The organism is Thermanaeromonas sp. DSM 22490, assembly GCF_056378755.1.
Window position 1 is genome coordinate 53293 of the sequence record NZ_JBJHHE010000006.1, and the last position, 19669, is coordinate 72961.

General features: G+C 51.6%; 24 protein-coding genes. 7 read left to right on the top strand and 17 right to left on the bottom strand.

All coding sequences use genetic code 11. The annotated features are described in order from the left end of the window. Positions 1–82: 82 nt before the first annotated feature. The 12 genes from AC1BI1_RS05970 to AC1BI1_RS06025 all read right to left on the bottom strand — a co-directional run bounded on the left by AC1BI1_RS05970 (position 83) and on the right by AC1BI1_RS06025 (position 8819). Positions 83–535 carry a type II toxin-antitoxin system VapC family toxin gene (locus AC1BI1_RS05970; RefSeq protein WP_476716370.1) on the bottom strand — a complete coding sequence of 151 codons (453 nt, stop codon included), beginning with the start codon at positions 533–535 and terminating at the stop codon, positions 83–85. Continuing rightward, positions 532–750 (bottom strand): hypothetical protein, encoded by a 219-nt coding sequence (locus AC1BI1_RS05975; protein ID WP_476716371.1) that lies wholly within the window; start codon positions 748–750, stop codon positions 532–534. The genes AC1BI1_RS05970 and AC1BI1_RS05975 overlap by 4 nt, the downstream gene beginning before the upstream one ends. 201 nt (positions 751–951) lie before the next feature. Beyond that, positions 952–1983 (bottom strand): tRNA dihydrouridine synthase DusB, encoded by a 1032-nt coding sequence (gene dusB, locus AC1BI1_RS05980; RefSeq protein ID WP_476716372.1) that lies wholly within the window; start codon positions 1981–1983, stop codon positions 952–954. After that, the gene (locus AC1BI1_RS05985) at positions 1967–2731 is read right to left on the bottom strand and encodes a type III pantothenate kinase (RefSeq protein WP_476716373.1); all 765 of its coding nucleotides are present in this window, start codon (positions 2729–2731) and stop codon (positions 1967–1969) included. The genes dusB and AC1BI1_RS05985 overlap by 17 nt, the downstream gene beginning before the upstream one ends. A 144-nt stretch (positions 2732–2875) precedes the next feature. Further along, the gene (locus AC1BI1_RS05990) at positions 2876–3463 is read right to left on the bottom strand and encodes a biotin transporter BioY (RefSeq protein ID WP_476716374.1); all 588 of its coding nucleotides are present in this window, start codon (positions 3461–3463) and stop codon (positions 2876–2878) included. Between the two features lie 30 nt (positions 3464–3493). Beyond that, entirely contained in the window at positions 3494–4477 is a 984-nt protein-coding gene (locus AC1BI1_RS05995) for a biotin--[acetyl-CoA-carboxylase] ligase (RefSeq protein WP_476716375.1), read from the bottom strand. 121 nt (positions 4478–4598) lie between these two features. After that, entirely contained in the window at positions 4599–4985 is a 387-nt protein-coding gene (panD, locus tag AC1BI1_RS06000) for an aspartate 1-decarboxylase (RefSeq protein ID WP_476716376.1), read from the bottom strand. Positions 4986–4988: 3 nt separating this feature from the next. Beyond that, positions 4989–5846 carry a pantoate--beta-alanine ligase gene (panC, locus tag AC1BI1_RS06005; protein ID WP_476716377.1) on the bottom strand — a complete coding sequence of 286 codons (858 nt, stop codon included), beginning with the start codon at positions 5844–5846 and terminating at the stop codon, positions 4989–4991. Between the two features lie 13 nt (positions 5847–5859). After that, entirely contained in the window at positions 5860–6792 is a 933-nt protein-coding gene (locus AC1BI1_RS06010) for a Rossmann-like and DUF2520 domain-containing protein (protein WP_476716378.1), read from the bottom strand. A 231-nt stretch (positions 6793–7023) separates the two neighbouring features. Then, the gene (locus AC1BI1_RS06015; RefSeq protein WP_476716379.1) at positions 7024–7257 is read right to left on the bottom strand and encodes a hypothetical protein; all 234 of its coding nucleotides are present in this window, start codon (positions 7255–7257) and stop codon (positions 7024–7026) included. 42 nt (positions 7258–7299) lie between these two features. Beyond that, positions 7300–7770: a tRNA lysidine(34) synthetase gene (locus AC1BI1_RS06020; protein WP_476716380.1), complete on the bottom strand. Its 471-nt coding sequence runs from the start codon at positions 7768–7770 to the stop codon at positions 7300–7302. Between the two features lie 149 nt (positions 7771–7919). Then, positions 7920–8819: an HD-GYP domain-containing protein gene (locus tag AC1BI1_RS06025; RefSeq protein WP_476716381.1), complete on the bottom strand. Its 900-nt coding sequence runs from the start codon at positions 8817–8819 to the stop codon at positions 7920–7922. 164 nt (positions 8820–8983) lie between these two features. On the opposite strand from AC1BI1_RS06025, the gene AC1BI1_RS06030 reads away from it, so the two are divergent. Beyond that, positions 8984–9388 (top strand): secondary thiamine-phosphate synthase enzyme YjbQ, encoded by a 405-nt coding sequence (locus tag AC1BI1_RS06030; protein ID WP_476716382.1) that lies wholly within the window; start codon positions 8984–8986, stop codon positions 9386–9388. A gap of 149 nt (positions 9389–9537) precedes the next feature. Then, positions 9538–10152 (top strand): HD domain-containing protein, encoded by a 615-nt coding sequence (locus tag AC1BI1_RS06035; protein ID WP_476716383.1) that lies wholly within the window; start codon positions 9538–9540, stop codon positions 10150–10152. On the opposite strand, the gene AC1BI1_RS06040 is transcribed toward AC1BI1_RS06035, so the two are convergent. Beyond that, positions 10149–11093 carry an acetyl-CoA carboxylase carboxyltransferase subunit alpha gene (locus tag AC1BI1_RS06040; RefSeq protein ID WP_476716384.1) on the bottom strand — a complete coding sequence of 315 codons (945 nt, stop codon included), beginning with the start codon at positions 11091–11093 and terminating at the stop codon, positions 10149–10151. The two genes, AC1BI1_RS06035 and AC1BI1_RS06040, sit on opposite strands and share 4 nt — an antisense overlap. Beyond that, a complete protein-coding gene (accD, locus tag AC1BI1_RS06045) occupies positions 11080–11931 on the bottom strand; it encodes an acetyl-CoA carboxylase, carboxyltransferase subunit beta (protein WP_476716385.1) in 852 nt (283 codons plus the stop codon). The genes AC1BI1_RS06040 and accD overlap by 14 nt, the downstream gene beginning before the upstream one ends. A 209-nt stretch (positions 11932–12140) precedes the next feature. Between accD and hcp the strand changes: the two genes are divergently transcribed. After that, entirely contained in the window at positions 12141–13424 is a 1284-nt protein-coding gene (hcp, locus tag AC1BI1_RS06050; RefSeq protein WP_476716386.1) for a hydroxylamine reductase, read from the top strand. 78 nt (positions 13425–13502) lie between these two features. On the opposite strand, the gene AC1BI1_RS06055 is transcribed toward hcp, so the two are convergent. Genes AC1BI1_RS06055 through AC1BI1_RS06065 form a run of 3 tightly spaced genes read right to left on the bottom strand, consistent with a single transcriptional unit; the run spans position 13503 to position 16237 of the window. Further along, complete coding sequence (locus tag AC1BI1_RS06055; RefSeq protein WP_476716387.1) at positions 13503–14594, bottom strand: DUF763 domain-containing protein; 1092 nt, start codon at positions 14592–14594, stop codon at positions 13503–13505. A 31-nt stretch (positions 14595–14625) separates the two neighbouring features. Continuing rightward, the gene (locus tag AC1BI1_RS06060) at positions 14626–15108 is read right to left on the bottom strand and encodes a (2Fe-2S)-binding protein (RefSeq protein WP_476716388.1); all 483 of its coding nucleotides are present in this window, start codon (positions 15106–15108) and stop codon (positions 14626–14628) included. Between the two features lie 31 nt (positions 15109–15139). Next, complete coding sequence (locus AC1BI1_RS06065) at positions 15140–16237, bottom strand: D-alanine--D-alanine ligase family protein (RefSeq protein WP_476716389.1); 1098 nt, start codon at positions 16235–16237, stop codon at positions 15140–15142. Positions 16238–16503: 266 nt separating this feature from the next. On the opposite strand from AC1BI1_RS06065, the gene AC1BI1_RS06070 reads away from it, so the two are divergent. The 4 genes from AC1BI1_RS06070 to AC1BI1_RS06085 are packed head-to-tail and all read left to right on the top strand — an operon-like array spanning position 16504 to position 19521. Further along, positions 16504–17061: a tryptophan transporter gene (locus tag AC1BI1_RS06070; protein ID WP_476716390.1), complete on the top strand. Its 558-nt coding sequence runs from the start codon at positions 16504–16506 to the stop codon at positions 17059–17061. 33 nt (positions 17062–17094) lie between these two features. After that, positions 17095–17958 (top strand): ATP-binding cassette domain-containing protein, encoded by an 864-nt coding sequence (locus AC1BI1_RS06075; protein WP_476716391.1) that lies wholly within the window; start codon positions 17095–17097, stop codon positions 17956–17958. After that, complete coding sequence (locus AC1BI1_RS06080) at positions 17955–18800, top strand: energy-coupling factor ABC transporter ATP-binding protein (RefSeq protein WP_476716392.1); 846 nt, start codon at positions 17955–17957, stop codon at positions 18798–18800. The genes AC1BI1_RS06075 and AC1BI1_RS06080 overlap by 4 nt, the downstream gene beginning before the upstream one ends. Beyond that, positions 18775–19521, top strand: a complete 747-nt coding sequence (locus tag AC1BI1_RS06085) for an energy-coupling factor transporter transmembrane component T family protein (protein WP_476716393.1) — start codon at positions 18775–18777, stop codon at positions 19519–19521. Before AC1BI1_RS06080 ends, AC1BI1_RS06085 begins: the two co-directional genes overlap by 26 nt. Positions 19522–19669: the final 148 nt, after the last annotated feature.

A 19669-nucleotide genomic window follows, 5' to 3' on the forward strand; every position in this document is an offset into this window, starting at 1 on the left:
ACTTCTCCTTTGTGCACAAATATGTGCACGGTAAATTATAACAAAACCCCACCCGAAAAGCAAGCTTCGCTCCACGAAAAACTTAGGAAATCAAACCGGCCATAAGTTCCTCTGGAGTCAAGGCGGTAATACCTTTGTATCCCTTGAAGTCTTGGATATTATAAGTGCATATTTGTTTTATAGCGGCCGCAATCATTTGGGCCACTATGAAAGCATCAAATATCCTTGCTCCCTTCAAATCAGGCTGTTCAGCCAGAATTTCGGTTAGCCTATCAAGAGCCTTGGATCCTGCATCTACAATTAGGCAAGCGGTACGAATAGCGTTTACTTGCTCCAAAGCTAACTCTGGAGAAAGCGGCCGTTCTACCCGGCGCTTATCAGTAATAATAGCATAGAATTCTAACAGGATTTGGGGAGTGATAACGCCATTAAACTGGCCTGCTATAACTGCCTCGATGAATTTGCGGCTTACAGGGTGTTGTGGGGCATCTATATTAATAGCATAAACCCAGATATTGGTATCAACTAAAATCAAGCCTTTACCCTTCCTTCATATAGTTTTTCTCGATCAATGTTTCTTACCTCCCCCAAGCTAAATTTGCCCAGCATCCTGGGAGTTAAATCCGTTAAATATCTCTCCAGGGCTTCTAAAACTATCTCATTTTTCGGCCTGTTGCTGTGCGCTGCCACTCGGTCTAGGATCTCCAAAATTTCTGCCCGGTCTTTAGGAACATAAATATTCAGTTGCACTTCTATCACCTCTAAAATACATTGTAATATAGGCAATAGCTATAATCAATATGGAAACGAAACTCAGAATTGAATTGGGTTAGACGGTGGCCCAGAATATAAAACGCCTGGCTACCCTAATCTAGCGTCGGAAAAACGCACGTCAAAGGTCATGGAAATAACCCGCCCTGCTGCAAGTGTGGTGCAGGTACCTAACCCCTTCTAAACGTTGGTATTTTTCCATTCTTTAAGAAACCCCGATTTTGCCAAGTAACTTTCCAAAAGGGCCACAACTCCCTCCCAACTGTTCTCACTATTTATAGCCTGGCGCACCCGGGCGGCGCCGGGTAAACCTTTGAGATACCAGGCCAGGTGCTTGCGCATCTCCTTCACGCCCTTTTCTTCTCCTTTAGCCTCCACTGCCATCCTAAGGTGCCTCAAGGCCAGGCTCAGCCGCTCGGCCGGCCCCGGCGGCGGGGGAACCTTTTCTCCCGCCAGCAGGGATCGAGTGCGGGTGAATATCCAGGGATTTCCCAGGGCTCCCCGGCCCACCATCACTGCATCACAACCGGTAGTCTCCAGAAGATTTAGAGCATCTTCCGGCTCCCAGACGTCGCCGTTGCCAATCACCGGCACTGTCACTGCTTCTTTCACCTTGCGGATAATTTCCCAGTCAGCCCGTCCGCTGTAAAACTGGCTTCTGGTCCTGCCGTGGACGGTAACCGCTTGCGCTCCGGCTTCCACCACCGCGCAGGCTACTTCTACCGCATTGACTTCCTTTTCATCCCAGCCCTTGCGCATCTTAACTGTAACGGGGACGGGATGAATGGCCTCCGCCACGGCAGCCACTATAGCCCTGGCCCGCGGTATATCTCGCATCAGGGCTGCCCCTTCCCCGTTGCGGGTAATTTTAGGCGTGGGGCAGCCCATATTGATATCTACTAATGCCGCACCGGCCCGGACAGCTTCCTTGGCCGCCCAGGCCAAAATTTCCGGCTCGCGACCGAAAAGCTGAACTGTTACCAGTCCCTCTTCCCCGCTTAAGTCCATCAGCTCCCACGTGGCTCTATTGCGGTAGTAAAGCCCCTTGGCGCTAATCATTTCAGTAAAAGTAAGGGCCGCCCCTGCTTCCCTTAAGATGAGGCGAAAAACCTTATCCGTCACCCCGGCCATGGGAGCGGCTACTACCGGCGCTTCCAGAGTTACCTTCCCGATTTTCACTTGCTTTACCAACACCCTATCTGTTCCGTTCATAAATTATCCGTAAACCTTCCAGAGTTAACCAGGGGTTTACTTTATCAATTACCTCTGTTTCAGGAGCGATCAGCCCGGCCAGGCCACCGGTGGCCACCACTAAAGCCTCTGCGCCCAGCTCCATCTTCATCCGGTTAACAATACCCTCCACCTGGCCTATAAAGCCATACATAATACCAGCTTGCATGCAGGCCACGGTATTCTTGCCGATAACGGAACGCGGCCGCACCAGCTCTACCCGTGGAAGCTTAGCCGCATGGTAAAAGAGGGCTTCCATGGAAATGCCGATGCCCGGAGCAATGGCACCGCCCAGATACTCTCCCGCGGCTGAAATAGCATCAAAGGTAGTGGCTGTCCCGAAGTCCACCACAATAGCCGGACCGCCATACAGTTCGTAAGCCGCCACCCCATTAACAATGCGGTCTGCTCCCACCTCGCGGGGATTATCGAAGCGGATGGGCATACCCGTCTTGATCCCGGGCCCGACTACCAGGGGTTCTACTTTAAAAAGCTGCTGTACCGTGGTAACCAGTATTTGGGTCAAAGGAGGTACTACCGAAGCCAGGACCACAGCCTGGATGTCGTCTCTTTTTAAACCGTAATACAGTAAAAATTGGTACCAGAGCAGGCTATATTCTTCCGGCGTCTTCTGGCGGTCGCTAGCCATCCTCCAGTGACAGACCAGTTCCTTCCCGCGGTAAACGCCGCAAACGATATTAGTATTGCCGACATCAATAGCTAACAGCATAAGTCTACCCCCTCTCTTTCCCATTATTCCACAAGAAAAGCCCTTCTCCTCCTCCCCCTAAAATGCTTAGTTTCTTACCCAATAAAAATAGGGCCTCTGTACCCAAAACAGAGGCCCTCGCTATCCGGCTAGATATCCTTATATTTAAGCCATTGGCCCTTTGGCCGCCTCTTGGTGGCCCGGACCGGGCAAAATCCCGGCGCGATGCAGGGATCGGCGCACCTGCAAGCTTACAGCGGCGGCCAAAGCCAGTTTAGCTAAATCAAGGGGTATATAGGGTATCACACCTAAGACCAATGCTTTTCCCCAAGTAAGGTGTAAAAGATAGGCTAGCTGGAGGGTACCCAGGAAATAAACTACTGCCAGGCAGGCCAGCATACCGCTAACCACCCGGAAATAACTTATTTTACCGCTTTTACCGCCTTCAACAATCCATCCCAAAAGGTAAACGCCAATTACAAAGCCCCAGAGGTAACCGCCGGTGGGCCCTAAAAAGCGGGCTATTCCCGCGCTGCCCCGGGCAAAGACCGGCAGCCCAATAGCTCCCAGTAATAAATAAACCAATACTGCTATTGTTCCCAGCCGCCGTCCCAAAATAGCGCCAGCCAGAAAAACGCCCAAAATCTGGCCCGTAATGGGTACAGGGGTAAAGGGCAGGGGAATAGAAATTTGCGCCAGCACAGCTATTAAGGCAGTGAAAAGCGCCACCATACTTATCTCTCTGGCCTGCATAAAGAAAATTCCTCTCCTTTGGCAAAAATTTTAGCGCAAGCTTATTTCCCCGTAATTAAACCGCCGCCAGCAACCCGCAGCATCCCTTACTAACAGAGCTCCCTCCTCATCAATGTCTGCTGCCTCACCTTCATAGATTTTGCTGGAAGCGATCACTCTTACTTGGCGACCCAGGGTTATACTGGCCTCCTTCCAGGCATCCCTCACCGGGCCAAACCCTTCCTCCTGCCAGCGCTCATACCAATCCTCCAAGCGGCAAAGGAGGGCGTGAAAAAGGGGCAAGCGCGCCACTTCCCGGCCTGCTTCCAGCTTCAAGGAAGTAGCGAGGGATTGAACCTCAGGAGTAAAGTCGGTTATCTCCAGGTTAACATTGATACCTATGCCTAAGACCACATACTGGGTACTATCCATCTCGGCCCGCATCTCAGTCAGGATCCCGGCCACTTTGCGCCCCCTGATCATGAGATCGTTAGGCCATTTAATACCCGGCCGGAGCCCGGTGATTTCCTCCACTGCCTCTTTCACGGCTACGGCAGCCATAAGGCTGAGCTGGGGCAGCTGCACGGGTGCTACGCGCGGCCTGAGGATTAGGGAAACCCAGATACCCTTACCTGCCGGCGAAAGCCAGGACCTTCCCAGACGCCCCCGGCCGCTGATCTGGTATTCCGCCACTACCACCGTACCCTCCGGTGCGCCGGCATCCGCCAGCTCTTTGGCCACCTGGTTGGTGGAACCCACTTCATCGTAATAGTAAAAGGAGCGCCCCAACCAGGAAGTTTTAAGTCCTGCCATTACCTCTTCCGGGAAAAACCGGTCCGGCGCGGTGAGGAGGGCGTAACCCCGACGGGTAAAGGCGCTGATCTGGTACCCTTCCTGGCGCAAAGCGCGGATATGCTTCCAGATGGCTGTCCGGGACAGGCCTAATTTGCGGCTTAATTCTTCGCCCGAAACGTACTCTCCTTGATGGCGCCGCAATTCGGCCAGTACTTGGTGTCGGCTTCCTTCCTGGGTCATACTCCCATTTTAACTCCCTTCTTTATGTTTGTCAACTATACATATTTAAGTAGGTTAACAATTTGTATAAAAACTATTTCACTTCGTCTTATCTTTTTTGCTTAACAGGAGAACATAACTTTCAACTCTGGCTGCCCGGTGGTTTCTCCCCTCCGAGGTACTCCTTAATTTTATTATTTTCATCCACCAAGATTACTTTAGGCTGGAGCTTACGGGCTTCTTCGTCGGTAAAAAGGCCGTAAGAAATAATAATTACAATATCCCCTGGCTGGACCAGACGCGCCGCTGCCCCGTTAACGCAGATAATACCGCTACCCCTTTCCCCGGCAATAACATAAGTTTCAAAACGGGCACCGTTATTATTGTTGACTACCTGCACCTTCTCCTGGGGCAAAATATCGGCAGCTTCCAAAAGTTCACTATCAATGGTGATGCTCCCCACATAGTTAAGATTAGCGGCCGTAACAGTAGCCCGGTGAATTTTAGACTTCATCATAATGCGCCACATACCCTATGCCTCCTTTGGAACTTCTACCACCAGGTTATCAATGAGCCTAGTCTTTCCTATCCAGACAGCTACCGCCAGCAATACCTTCCCGCTAATTTTATCCAGTGGTTTTAAGGTTTCCGCGTCGTTAATGCTGACATAATCTATTCGCGCTAGGGGCTGGCTGGAAATTTCCCGGGCCATGGCCTGCTGCACAACCTCTACCCGGCGCTCACCGGAAAGTATCATCTTTTCGCCCAGCTTGAGGGCCCGGTAAAGGGAAAGGGCCTGCTTCCGCTCTTCAGCATTCAAATATTTATTGCGCGAGCTTAAGGCCAGGCCATCGGGTTCCCGTACGGTGGGTACGGTTATAATCTCCACCGGGATATTTAAATCCTGTACCATGCGCTGGATGACTACCGCTTGCTGATAATCCTTCTGGCCGAAAAAAGCCCGGTCCGGTTGTACGATATTAAAGAGTTTGGTAACCACTGTAGCTACGCCCCGAAAATGGCCGGGTCGCGAAGCTCCGCACAAGACAGCAGTCAAACCTTCCACTTCTACATACGTGGCATAACCGGGCGGGTACATCTCGGCTACCTCCGGAGCAAAGACGGCGTCTACTCCCACCTCAGCGGCCAGTTTAAGGTCGCGCTCTAGGTCCCGGGGATAGCGCTCAAAATCTTCCTGGGGGCCAAACTGAGTGGGATTCACAAAAATGCTCATAATCACTGCATCGCAGCATTCTCTGGCTCGACGGGCTAGAGTAAGATGCCCTTCATGCAGGTAGCCCATGGTGGGAACAAAACCGATGCTTTGCTTCTGTTCCCGCCTTTCTGTAACCCACTGGCGCACTTCCGCTACCGTTTTTAAGAGTTGCATTTAAGCTTGCCTCCTAACCCTGGCAGCCAGCCCCCTGTTCCTGGAGGCTGACCGGTGTTCCTAAAGCTGCTTGTTCTTTAGCAGACCTGAACAGCTTGATAAAAGCAGATGCTTCCCGCTCCCTAAGACTCCCTTTGCGCCGCGCCACTCCTACTGTGTGACGGCCCAGAGCACTGTACAGTTCCACCAACTGCGGGGCTTTGTCCCGCATGGCCTTCAGGTGGCCGGCTACTGTGGCCACGTCGCCCCGGCTAATAGGACCGGTTAAAGCAGCAGGTATGCCTTTTTCCCCTATGTTTTTCCAGGTGCCCTCTATCAAAGGAGCCAGGGCTTTAGCCGCCATTTCCGGGCTCATGCCGGCCAGCACCATTAGCTGGCGGCTTAAGTCCACCAGGGCAACTAAATAATTAGAAGCCACGCAGGCAGCCGCGTGGTAAAGAGCCTTGTCTTCCGGCCGGATATAAAAGAACTCTCCTCCGAGCTCCCGTACCAAGCGCTCGGCTAAGGGATAGGCTTCCCGGTCGCCTTCAATGCTAAAGACAGAACCCGGCAGGTTAGCCACCGCCCGGTCGGCATCCGCACAGGATTGTAACGGGTGGAGGGATAAAGCCCACGCACCCTGCCGGCGCGCAGGGTTTAATACTTCGGAAGTGAGGGAACCGCTCATATGAATAACGGTCTGCCCAGGCCTGAATCCTCCTCGAGCCGCTACTTTATGGGCTACCGGCCCGATAGCCTGGTCACTGGTGGTCAAAAACACAATATCTGCCCGCCGGGCTACCTCCTCCGGCTCCTTAAAGGCAGGACAGCCCAGGCGTTCAGCTGCCCTCTGGGCTGAGGAGTAAGTACGGCTGGCCACGCCTACAATGGGGTAACCCCTGTCTTTGAGGAGCAAACCCATACCGGTACCCACGCTGCCCGCACCAATAATACCTACATTTTTCATTATTTGTTCGCCACCTTAAGGCCAAAATAAAAAGCCTCCCGGACGGGTCCAGAAGGCCAAGATCTTCGCTCTCTTTTCCCGTCTCGGTCCAAAGGAAAAAGGATCCAAGCGGAAGCTCTATTCTATGGGTATACCTTCTAAACTTTAAGCAGTGCAAGCCCTGATGGTGCCGCCTGCGTTTTTAGTTTACCATATTTTATGACAAGGGGGCAATAAATTTTTAGTTAAATTTTACTGCTCCAGCCACCGGGCAGCCTCCAAGGCCGCCAGGAATCGCTGGCGCAGGTAAGGATATCGCTCGACTAAGAAGTTAACTATCGCCTTAACCTCATGGCGTTTCGTTTGGCCTGCGGCCGGGCAAGGATTGGGCAGTGTGGGCAAATGCTCTACCCTGGCCAGGCCAGCTACCGTGGCTTCCGGAAGATAGATAAGGGGCCGGATGACAGTTATCCCGCTTCTGGTCAAATAAGTTACAGGAAGGAAGGTGGAAAAGCGGCCGTTGTAAAACTAATTAAGCAAAAAGGTCTCCAGTAGCTCGTCCAGGTGGTGGCCCAGGGCCACTTTGTTGCAACCCAGACGCCTGGCCACTTCGTTTAAGGCCCCCCGGCGCAAGTGCGAACAAAGGGCGCACGGATTGGGTTCCCGCCGGTACTCAAAGACGATAGCTCCGATGGGAGTAGGTTCCAGATGAAAAGGTATGTTGAGTTCCCGGCAAAAGCTGGCCAGGGGTTGGGGATCTACCTTCCAGCCCAGGTCCAAGAAGACGGCCTGGAAATCAAAATCTAAGGAAGAAAAGTTTTTTAACAGCCACAAAATGTAAAGGAGGGCAGAGCTGTCCTTGCCGCCCGAAGCTCCCACGACGATTTTGTCGCCGGCCGCGATCATATTATATTTATAAATGGCCCGTTTAACCGGGGTTAAAAACCACTTGCGGTAAGTATGCTTGACTTTGTGCTCAATGGTCCACCTTGGGTTCATGGCAGTTGTCTCCCGGCTCCTTTTCCGAAGGTAGCTTAGTCAACTGGCGCCATAATACTCTATTGCCCCTCCAACGTCAAGCACGGGAAAATAAAAAACGGCTTTGCGCCGTTTCCCTTACAGGCAGCACCCTGTTTTGCGGATAATCCTCAGGCTACGATTTCCTTAATTAGAAGCGAAGGATAAGCAAGGAGACGAATTACCTCCCCCGCCCTCTCTTTAGGCCTTAATACCTCCACAATAGGTCTCAAGGGAACACCCGGCTCCTGGGCTATCACCCTGGCCGTTTCTCCCGTGGTAAGGCGCACTATAGTGCCTACCGGATAGCTGACAATTTCCTGAAGGAAAATTTTTACTAAGTCCATATCCAAGGCGCCGTTCGTACTCTCTACCATTAAAAGTTCCATGCCTTCGTGGGGTAAGAGTTTGGGGCGATAACAGCGATCGGTAGTTACCGCATCATAAACATCAGCAATAGCTACACAACGAGCCGCCAGAGAAACTTCTTCTTTAAACAGGCCGCAGGGATAACCAGAACCATTACATCGCTCGTGATGGTCTCTTACCACCCGCCTGACCTCTTCGCTCACCAGCCCCTCCAAGCGCTGATAGCCTGCTTCCGGGTGAAGCTTTATTACTTCAAATTCTTCTGGGGTTAACTTTCCTGGCTTACAGATAATTTCGCTCGGTATTTCCAGCTTGCCAATATCATGGAGCATAGCTCCCATGCCTAAAACCAGCAGCTCTTCGTGCGAAAGATGGAGGCGAGAGCCCAGGTAAGTAGCCAGCAAAGTAACATTCAGGGAGTGAAGGGCAGAGTAAGGGTCCATGTCTTTTAACATAGCCATCTGAAGGAAGATGTCCCGGTTATCTTGCATGCGACCGATAAATTCCGCCACAGCCTCTTTGACGTCCTCTACAGCCAGGCGGTTACCCAAGCGGCAGCTGCGATAAAGATCAAACAATACTCCCTGGGCTTCTAGGTACACTTGCGTGGCCGGACCATCGTTCGGGAGTAAAATCCTCTTTGCGTCAGGTGCCCGAGGCATAACGCTGCCCCCTGCCCAAACACAACCGATAAAACCAATTATTGTGATTCGACAACTTGGTAAAAATTCCTACTAAAATTTACATGGCTAATAAGTACATACTGTGATTATCGATAAAGGAGAAATTTGGTAGAATAATAGGTAACATCCAGGAGGTGAAAATCATGCCCCGGTTGACTGTCCAGTCGCGACAGCGGGTGGAGCTGATTGATATTACTTTCCAAGTCCAGGAATTGGTTACCCAACATAAAATAGCTTCTGGGGCTTGCCTGATCTTTGTACCCCATACCACCGCAGGCATTTTCATTAACGAAAATGCGGATCCCGATGTAGAACGGGATATTTTGGCCGCCCTCTCCCGGCTTGTGCCCCGTAATGGAGACTACTTCCACCAGGAGGGAAATAGTGATGCCCATATTAAGGCTATACTTACCGGTTCCTCGGTGCTGGTACCTATTGCCCAGGGACGCCTGGATTTGGGGACCTGGCAGGCCATCTATTTTGCCGAATTTGACGGACCACGCCGGCGCCAGGTAATAGTAACCTTTATCAATGCGCTGCCGCACTAAACGGTTTTTGGGCTAAGCCCTTGGCGTACCACTTTTTTATTTCTGTTCCAGTTTGTGATCTCCATCATGGTAAGCTGGAAACATAAGGACTAAAATACTATTAAAGAACCAAAGCAACACAAAAATAAGGTTCCAAGGGAGGGGGTAGAATGACCGGGGGACGTTGCCCAGGGCAAGACCGGCGCTACTGGAAGCCGGAGGACATTTTTGAAGAGCCCTGTCCCCATTGTGGGGGCTTGATTGAAATTTGGAAGGACGATGTGACTCTGCGCTGCCCGCATTGCCGGAAACTGATAACCAATCCGCGCTTCGATCCCGGCTGCGCGGCTTGGTGCTCCTACGCCAGCAAATGCTTGGGGGATAAAGCTCTTGCATACCAGCGCCAACCCCGGGTTATCCGGGATAAGCTGGAAGTGGAAGCGCGTAAAAGATTGCTGCACCACAAGGAACTATTGAATATAGCTTTAAAAGCGGCCAGCTTTGCGGAAAAAATAGCCAGAGAAGAAGGAGTAGAACCTCTGGTAGCCATAGCTGCCTGCCTTTTCTATGATCTTGGCGCCACCAGTGACAATCCGGACGGCCCTTCCCTGGCCCGCCAGATCATGATTAATACCGGCCTCGAACCGGACCTTATCGCCAAGGTAGTTAAGATTATAGCTGCTGGCGACCAACCCCTGGATGATCCCGCATGGAAAGTAGTGCAGGATGCCCGCCGGTTGGCCCGCCTGGCAGGCACCACGGACCCGCCTGGCCAGGGAGCTTAAATAAATTCAAACCCTACCCGCCGGTATTTATTAAAGCGAGAGTTTACCAATTCCTCTCTGTCTATGGCCAGCAATTCCTTGAGGTGGAAGATAAGCCTTTCTTTAACTCTGGCGGCCATTCCTGCTTTATCCCGGTGGGCACCGCCCAGGGGCTCAGGGATAATTTCATCAATAATTTTCAACTCGTAAAGCTCTCGGGCTGTCAGTTTTAAAGCCTCCGCTGCCTCCCGGGCGCGACCGGCGTCTTTAAAGAGAATGCTGGCGCAGCCTTCAGGGGAAATAACGCTAAAAAAGGCGTTTTCTAGCATGAGCAGCCGGTCGGCCACGGCCAGGGCCAGGGCCCCTCCGCTACCTCCCTGGCCTATGAGGACGGTAATAATGGGCACCTTTAAGGTACTCATAATAAATAGATTTTGGGCTATGGCTTCTCCCTGTCCCCTTTCCTCAGCGCCGGTACCGGGATAAGCCCCCGGGGTGTCCACAAAGGTAATAACCGGCCGGCCGAATTTTTCCGCCTGCAGCATCAGGCGACGAGCTTTGCGGTAGCCTTCCGGGTGGGCCATGCCAAAGTTATACTTTACGTTTTCCCGGGCATCGCTGCCCTTCCGGTTGCCGATGACCGTAACCGGTATGCCCTCCAGAGTCGCAATACCTCCCATTATGCTGGGATCATCCCCGAAACAGCGGTCCCCATGGAGTTCCAAAAAATCCGGGAAAATAGCTTGCACATAATCAGACGCCCCCGGCCTTTCGGTCATGCGGGCCAGGTGCACACGCTCAAAGGCGCTCAAGTTCTGGTAGATTTCCTGCTCAATCATTTTTACTCTCTCTCGCAAAAGTTGAATTTCAGTGCTTAAATTAAAATTGTGTTGCTGGCAAAATTTTTCCAGTTCATCTATTTTCTCCAGCAGCTGGGACAGATCGCGTTCATAAAGCAGCATTTAGATCTCCTCGCGGGTGCATTTTTAAAATTTTAGCTAAAGTGGCCTTCATGTTTTTTCGGGGAACAATAAGGTCTACAAAGCCTTTGTCCAGCATAAACTCGGCACGCTGGAAACCCTCCGGCAGTTTCTGGCCTATAGTCTGCTCGATAACCCGTGGCCCGGTAAAGCATATAAGGGCTTGAGGCTCGGCTATAATTATATCTCCCAGGGAAGCGAAACTGGCCGTCACCCCACCTGTGGTGGGATCTGTTAATACACTTATATAAAGCAATCTGGCCTGGCTAAACTTATTTAGCAGGGCCGCGATCTTGGCCATCTGCATTAAAGAGAGCATACCCTCCTGCATGCGAGCCCCGCCTGAGGCACAGAAGGCAATGAAGGGGAGCCTTCTATCTAGAGCCGCCTCAATTGCCCGGGCGATCTTTTCTCCCACCACCAATCCCATACTGCCCATCATGAAGTGGCTATCCATTACGGCCAGGACACAAGGCTGACCCTCTATCTGACAGAAGCCGGTGACCACTGCTTCCTTAAGGCCTGTAGTTTCCCGCGCTTCCTTCAACTTGTCCTGGTACCCCGGAAAGGACAAGGGATCACTTGACTCCAGGTCAGCGTCAAATTCCTGGAAGGTGCCCTCATCCACAATCTGCTTTAGTCTTTCAGCGGCGGTCAGGCGAAAATGATATTCACAGTGGGGGCAGACCTTCAGATTATCCCACAGGTGTTTCTGCACCAGAATTTCCTTACACCCTGGGCATTTTTCAAAGGGAGTCTCTGGGGAATACTTTGGGGTGTCTAGTTCAATATATCTGGTCTTCTTGAAACCGGGAAACATTAAAGTATTTATAGCCTCCTGCTAATAGTTGATTTTATTACCTGATGTTAAATTATAGCATATAAAATCCTGGTAGGCCAGCAAAAAATTCCTACAGATTGTGAGCTAAATCACAGCACCCTAACTAGCCCATCCTTTAAGATTAAGGCTGGGAACCCTAAAGGCCTTCGCCTAAAACCTAAAAATATAAAGAAGGGGAGGAGAAAAGCATGTTTTGTTATCAGTGCGAGCAAACCGCTGGAGGAACCGGCTGTACTAAAATAGGCGTCTGCGGCAAGAACGAAGATATTGCTAGCCTGCAGGACACCCTTATCTTCGGCCTTAAGGGTATTGCCGCCTACTCTTATCATGCCCGGGAGCTGGGGGCCCGGGATGAAGAGATCGATGCTTTCATGCATGAGGCCCTCTTCGCCACCTTGACTAATGTCGATTTTGACCTGGACCGGCACCTGGAGCTGGTTTTAAAGTGTGGCGCCATGAACCTGAAGGCCATGGAACTCTTGGATAAGGCCCACGTGGAACGTTTCGGGGCCCCGATTCCCACTAAAGTATCTACCGGGACCAAAGCCGGCCCCGGCATCCTGGTTACCGGCCATGATCTTCTGGATCTGTACGAGCTCTTGAAACAGACCGAGGGGACCGGTATTAACGTTTATACCCATGGCGAGATGCTGCCGGCCCATGCCTATCCTGAGTTGAAGAAATTCCCCCACCTGGTGGGCAACTACGGCTCGGCCTGGCAGAATCAAAAAACCGAGTTTGAAGAATTCCCGGGAGCCATTCTGGGCACCACCAACTGTGTATTAATTCCTAAGGATTCTTATAGGGATCGCATGTTCACCTGCGGGGTGGCTGGCCTGCCGGGGGTAACCCACATCAAGGACCGCGACTTCACGCCGGTTATTGAGAAGGCCAAGTCCCTGCCGCCCTTGCCCGAGAACGAAGGAGGTTTTGTGACCACCGGCTTCCATCATACAGCCATTCTGGGCCTGGCTGATAAGATCATTGAAGCGGTCAAGGCCGGTAAAATACGCCATTTCTTCCTGGTAGGCGGTTGCGACGGGGCCAAGAAAGGCCGCAATTACTACACGGAATTTGTGGAGAAAGTACCCAAGGATTGTGTGGTCCTTACCTTGGGGTGCGGCAAGTACCGTTTCAACTATATGGATCTGGGCGAAATCGAGGGTATCCCGCGCCTCATCGATATCGGCCAGTGCAACAATGCCTACTCTGCCATCCAGGTGGCCCTGGCCCTGGCTGATGCTTTCAACTGCAGCGTAAACGACCTGCCGTTAAGCCTAGTGCTGTCCTGGTTTGAACAAAAGGCCGTGGCCATTCTTCTGACCCTCTTGCACCTGGGTGTGAAAAACATCCGCATAGGTCCTTCGGCGCCGGCCTTCATTTCACCCAATGTCCTGAAGGTGCTCCAGGACAACTTCGGCTTAAAGCTTATCACCACTCCCGAAGAGGATTTAAAGGCCATCCTGGGCTAAACTTCGAAAATAGCCAAAGCCGGGCAACCGTCCCTTCTAAAATGGACCTTGCCCGGCTTTATATTTTTCCTTCCACTTTTAGGAGCCGTAAAGAGTAGCCAGGCGCCTTAAGGCCTCTAATTTCTCACAGCGACCAATCTTAGCCTCGGCCAGTCCTTTCTCTAAAACCGCAATGGAATGATCATAAAGGCGGCGGTTTACGGGGTAGGGATGGCCGTCTTTGCCCCCATGACTAAAGCTATATTTTACTGGGTCGCGAAAACTGGCCGGAGCGCCATAAGCCACTTCCGCCACCATGGCCAGGGCGCGCAAGGTTTTGGGGCCTACACCTTCGGTGCTTAAGATAGCGGCGAAATCTGCGGGATGGGCAGCATAGATTTTTAAGAGGGCCTTATTTAAATAATCAGCTCGCGGTATGTCATGCTGCCAGGGAAGCTGGAGGTTGACCAGCCCCGAGGTACTCGCTTCCATAATCCGGCGAAACTCTTTCATAATTTTTTCCGGCTTTTCCTGGGCCAGACTCGCCACTACCTGCCGGGCCTGCTCGCTTTCCTCCGCTACCATATTCAGGACCTGGCCGCGGTGATCGCAGCAGACAGCGGCATGGGGCTCACACACAAAATTTACAACCTTTTCGCTTAACCAATGATAGCGCCGGGCCAGGCGAGTATTTTCATTCATGCCCTGCTGCACCACGGCCCACTGGCCGTTAAAGGTAAAAATAAAGACGTGGTGGTAGAGCTGGTACCCGTCCTGTAGAGCTGTATTATCCACCTTGGCTGCCATGCGGCTGGCATAAATAAGCCGGTCGGGATCGAGGGATAGAGCGTAACGGTCGGCAGCTCGCATGATCTCCTGGGGTGTCTGCCGGGAGGTCCGGCCTTTGCCCCCAGCAATGATGAGCCCCAAATCCTTCTCCTTACCTTTTATACCTTCCTTTAAGGCACCACAGAGGGTAGTAGTAAGGCCGGAGGAATGCCAGTCAAAACCTAATACGCAACCCAGGGCCTGAAACCAGTAGGGGTCGCTTAAGCGCCGTAAAACTTCCACCGGGCCGAATTCGCACACAATCACTTCGATGATGGCCGCGGAAAGGCGACGCATGCGTTCGAAAAGCCACGGTGGACAATGGCCGCCATGCAGGGGTAAGCTGGCCACTCCTGTACGCAAGACATTCCACTTCCCTTCTCCCAGCGCTCCTTTAGAGGCTATCCCTACCCTTAAAATCTTTAGCGTGCCCAGCGATAAATTCTTCCAATACGCTGTGACAGCAGCTGCCAGCAGGATTCTCTGTGAGGCACCTGCCCCCTCGACCTGCCCCCGTATGTTCCATAACCGCCTTTAACTCGGGTGGGCAGCCGTCAGCTAAGGCTTGCAATATATCCCGTCTCGTTATTCTCCGGCAGTAGCACAAAGGTACATCCAAACCTTCATCTTTAAGCCACACTGCTATCGGTAAATCTGCCTTTTCAAAATAGAATTGGGAGCTAGGGGAAAAATAGACTACCTTACAGCTGCGGCTTGGGCATAGAAAGTAATTATCTTCGGTTACTAAGGGTACTTTGTCTGGTATTACCATATTTTTAACCGTAACATCTTTTACCTGTATTCCTGCTGTCCCGCATTGCGGGCACAAGTGTTCTGTCTTCTTGGACTGGCTACATTTACAACTACAGTTCTCCACTTTCATGCTCCTTTCTCAAGTGCAAGCTTGTTTAAGCTGTACGTACTGCACTGAAAAGCGATTCGTACTCCCATCTGTACGGGGATAACACTCCCAGGACAGGAGCCACTAGATCCTGTAATTTGGTACCAGGCAAAAAGCCATAATTCAACAGGGATTGATACAGGATAAAATTAATCAGCTGAGAGAAATTTAGGCCCAGAGACGCCGCCATAGCTGTGAGGGAAGATGTGGGGCTTAAGGAAGGAGTTCCGTTAACATCAATAATATAGAAATTCCCTTGGGCATCCGCCCGCAAATCGAGGCGTAAGGCATCGCGGGCGCCCAGCTGCGCAAACACCCGGGCGGCCATGCTGGCCAGGGAAATGTAGCGCTCGTCCCCGGCCAATATAGTCACAGCTTCGTTTTGCTCTCGTTTGACGGCAGTAGTCCTAATTTTTCGGCTTAAAAAGACCAGAGGAGGTAAAACATAAGATGGCGACTGCCCCAGGACACCAATAGTCACCTCCTGGCCGGGAAGATATTCTTCCACCAGGATAGGCAGATCGCCCAGAGTGTCTAGAAGAAATGATACTTTGCCTCTTAGCTGTTCGTAATCACAAACCTGGGAGTCAACATCAATACCGATGCTGTTACCACCGCCGTTGGGCTTAACAAAGAGAGGAAATTCTAGTTCGGCCACTACCCTGGCCAACTGGCTGTCCAGATCTCCCCGGCCAGGTTCCAGAAGGATATGGCGCGGCACCGGGAACCCGTATTTTTCCAAAACCTCGTAAGTCAGATTTTTATGCCGGCAGACCTCCATGGTCTCCACCGACGAATGGCTGGCCGGAATGCCGTAATGCTTTAAGAGTAAGCGCACGGAAGCTGCACCGCTGCCATCATATAAAGTATGAGGTTCGTCCAGAAAGCCTTCGGCTAAGACAAAGGCCAGGTGGGGCTCCGGCAGGCGTACCAGGGCTCGTTCCAGCTGCCTGCGGCTTCGCAAATTAAGGGGATAAACCTCGGTACCTCCTTCGAGCAAAGCCCGGTAAATTTGGCGTACCGTTTCCCAAGTAAGGCAATCGCTATAGGGACCCTGGCGCAACCGGGCAGGTACGGCATTGAAAAGGAAGAGTATGCGCAGCAAATCTGTCACTCCCTGGAAAGGCTGTAAGCTGCACTCATTATAGCGCCCCGGCTTTTTAACGTCAATGGAAATTCTCCTTGACAGGGACTGGCATTCTTTAGTATTCTAAGTCCAAAGCAAAATTTAATACACAGGTTGAGCTGAGAAAGACGAGACGAATTAGAGGAGAGAGGAGACGAGACTAGCCGGTGGTAAGAAATGGTCTGGCGGTTTTCGTCAGGCTGTTTTTGTTTTTTTATAATACATCAAGGAGGCTTGAATAAATCATGAGCGAAGAAGTCAAACTCCAGAAAGCTACCAAGCAGGGATTACAAGCAGTAGATGTAGTGATAATAGCCGTTCTGCTGGCAGCGGGGGCAGTTTTACGCATGATCACCCCACCCTTTTTTGGCATCACCCCTAATCTGGTCATCGGCATGTATGTCCTGGCTATCATGTTGCTTAAGCCCCGCTTAGGCCAGGTGTTGGGCATTGGCTTGGTTGCCGCCGCTGTCTGCCAGCTTACCACTAAGTCCCTCCTGCCCTACTTGAATTTCATCAGCGAACCCGTAGGGGCCCTGGTTACAGCTCTTTTACTCTATCTGCCTTTTGATAAAAATCGCCTCTTTAGCACCATCAAGCCTTTGGTAGTGGCCTTTCTCGGCACCTTTGCCAGCGGCTTTACCTATATCAATGTCTTTAAAGCCGTGACCTTGTTTGCAGCGCTGCCCAAGAATCCCGCTTACACTTATCTTTTGATGGTGGTCATCGTAACAGGCGTGGTTAATGCCATCCTGGTCCAGGTGCTCTACTTCCCGTTAAAGCAGTTGCTCAAAAATATGTAATCTAAAATAAGGCCCGGGAGGCGAAACCTGCCCATGGAGCCCATAATCAAGGTAGAAAACTTTACTTTTTATTACGGGGATAGTGAGCTACCAGCCCTGGCAGATATTAACTTCACCGTCCAGCGAGGTGAATTTTTAGGCCTCACTGGCCCCACCGGAGCGGGTAAGACCACGCTAGCCCTGGCCCTTAACGGTATTATACCTCATTTTCAAAGGGGGCGTTGGTCCGGCAGGGTATCGGTGGCGGGGCTGGTAACTGCGGAGACCAGTTGCGCCCGTCTGGCCCAAGTGGTAGGGAGCGTCTTTCAAGATCCAGAGGCCCAGTTAGTGGCTGCTGAAGTGGAAGAAGAGCTGGCCTTCGGGCTAGAAAACCTGGCTGTCCCCCGGGAAGAAATGAGCAGGCGCATCGATGAAGCCTTAAGCATGGTAGGTATCCAGCAATTGCGCCACCGGAGCCTAAAAGAGTTATCGGGCGGTCAGAAACAGAAGGTGGCCATTGCAGCGGCCGTGGCCTTACGACCTGCCATACTGGTACTGGATGAGCCGACTTCCGAACTAGATCCCCAGGGCACCCTGGAAGTCATGGAAGTACTGCAAATGCTCAACCGGCGTTATCATATTACTATTCTCCTCATTGAACAAAAATTAAGCGTTATAGCGCCATATATCTCTAGGCTTATCTGCCTGAATAAAGGCCGTATTGTAGCCGACGCCAGCCCTCGCCAGATATTAAGCCAGGAAAAACTCCTTAATGAACTGGGCCTGGAAGCACCGCCCGTCTCTGTCTTTTTTCGCAGGTTGCGCCAAGCCGGTTTTTACCTGAAAGATTTACCCCTGACCGTAGAAGAAGCTCAAGCGGAACTAGCAAAGCTCCTAACCAGGGAGAGGATATTATGATCCGAGCCGAAAGTTTAAGTTTTACCTACCCTAATGGCGTTGAGGTATTAAAAGATATTTCCTTCCATATAAAAAAGGGAGAATTCGTAGCTTTAATAGGCCAGAACGGCGCCGGCAAAACTACCCTTTTAAAACATTTCAACGGCCTCCTCAAGCCAACCGCCGGCCGGCTTTTAATCGCCGGCCTGGACACTGCCCGGACTAAAGTAGCCGAACTCACCCGCAAAGTGGGTTTTCTTTTTCAAAACCCGGACCACCAGATCTTCCTTCCTACTGTAAAGGAGGAAATAGCTTTTGGCCCTAAAAATCTGGGGCTTAAGGGTTTAGAGCTTCAGGCCCGGGTAGAAGAAGCCGCTGCCCTCGTGGGGTTATCACCCTACTTGGAAGCCAATCCCTTACAGTTGAGTAAAGGGCAACGCCAAAGGGTAGCCTTGGCTTCGGTCCTTTCCATGCGCCCCGATATACTGGTCCTGGACGAACCCACCACGGGCCAGGACTGGCGCGAGGCCCTGGAAATAATGGAAGTGATAACAGGGCTCCACCGGCAGGGCCATACCATCGTGCTGGTGACCCACGATATGGAAGTGGTGGCCCGCTATGCTGAAAGAGCCTTAGTTTTAGGCGGAGGAAAGCTTTTGCTGGACGGCCCCCTTACAGAAGTTTTCTCCCAGGAAGAGATACTGGCCAGCACCGGCCTTGTGCCCCCTTCGATAGTCCGGTTAATACGGCCCTTCCGGGAGACAGGGCTTTTCCGGGATGTCTTGACTGTAGAAGATCTCTACGAGGAAATTATCTCTCTCTTAAGGGGTGAGGCCCGTGTCCCGCAAATCCTTCCTGCATGAGCTAAACCCTTTAAGCAAAATAATCTGGTCCTTGGCGGTAGTCACAGTGGCCTTTTTTTTAAATAGCCCCGCGTCAATGCTTCTCCTCTTTGCCTCGGTCCTGGCCCTCGCCTGGGCCGGTAAAGTGCTAAAGGAGGTTTGGCCGGCTATCCGAGGGCTGGCGCTCTTTGCTGGTCTTTTCTTCCTGTTCCAGATCTTTTTGATCCAAGAGGGGGAGACGGTATTCACCCTCCTGCCAGGTACTGGCTGGGGCCGGGTAACCGATGTGGGGTTGTATGCCTGCACTATGCTGGCCTTAAGAATGCTGGCCATGACTTCTACCATACCGGTGCTGCTGGCTACCACTCCACCCAAAGATATCATTATAGTTTTTGTGGAAAAATTGAAGGTGCCTTACCTTTACGCCTTTATGTTAGTCACTTCTTTACGATTTATCCCTATCCTTAGAGAAGAACTGGATCTCATCCTCCAGGCCCAGCGCGCCCGGGGCTATGACCTGGAAGGGCGTAACTTTATTAGAAAACTTAAGGCCATCCTTCCAGTAGCTCTACCCCTGCTCCTTATGTCCGTCCGGCGAGCCAGGACTATGGCCATCTCCATGGAAACCCGGGGATTTGGCTCCGGCCCCCGTACCCACCTGCGGACCATCGATTTGCAGCCCAGGGATATAGCAGCCATTGCCTCCTGCCTGATTTTCGTAATCCTGGTAGCAGTCTTATAAATCAGGAGTGAGGGAGCCAGTAACTTCTTTTTAGCAGGAAAACCATGTTAAATGTCGAAAAGTTAAATAGGAATAAAGAAGTCGTAAGTAGTGGGGCAGAAAGAGGTGTGAAATCCTGGATCTTTTCCGGGTCATACCTGACCGTTTT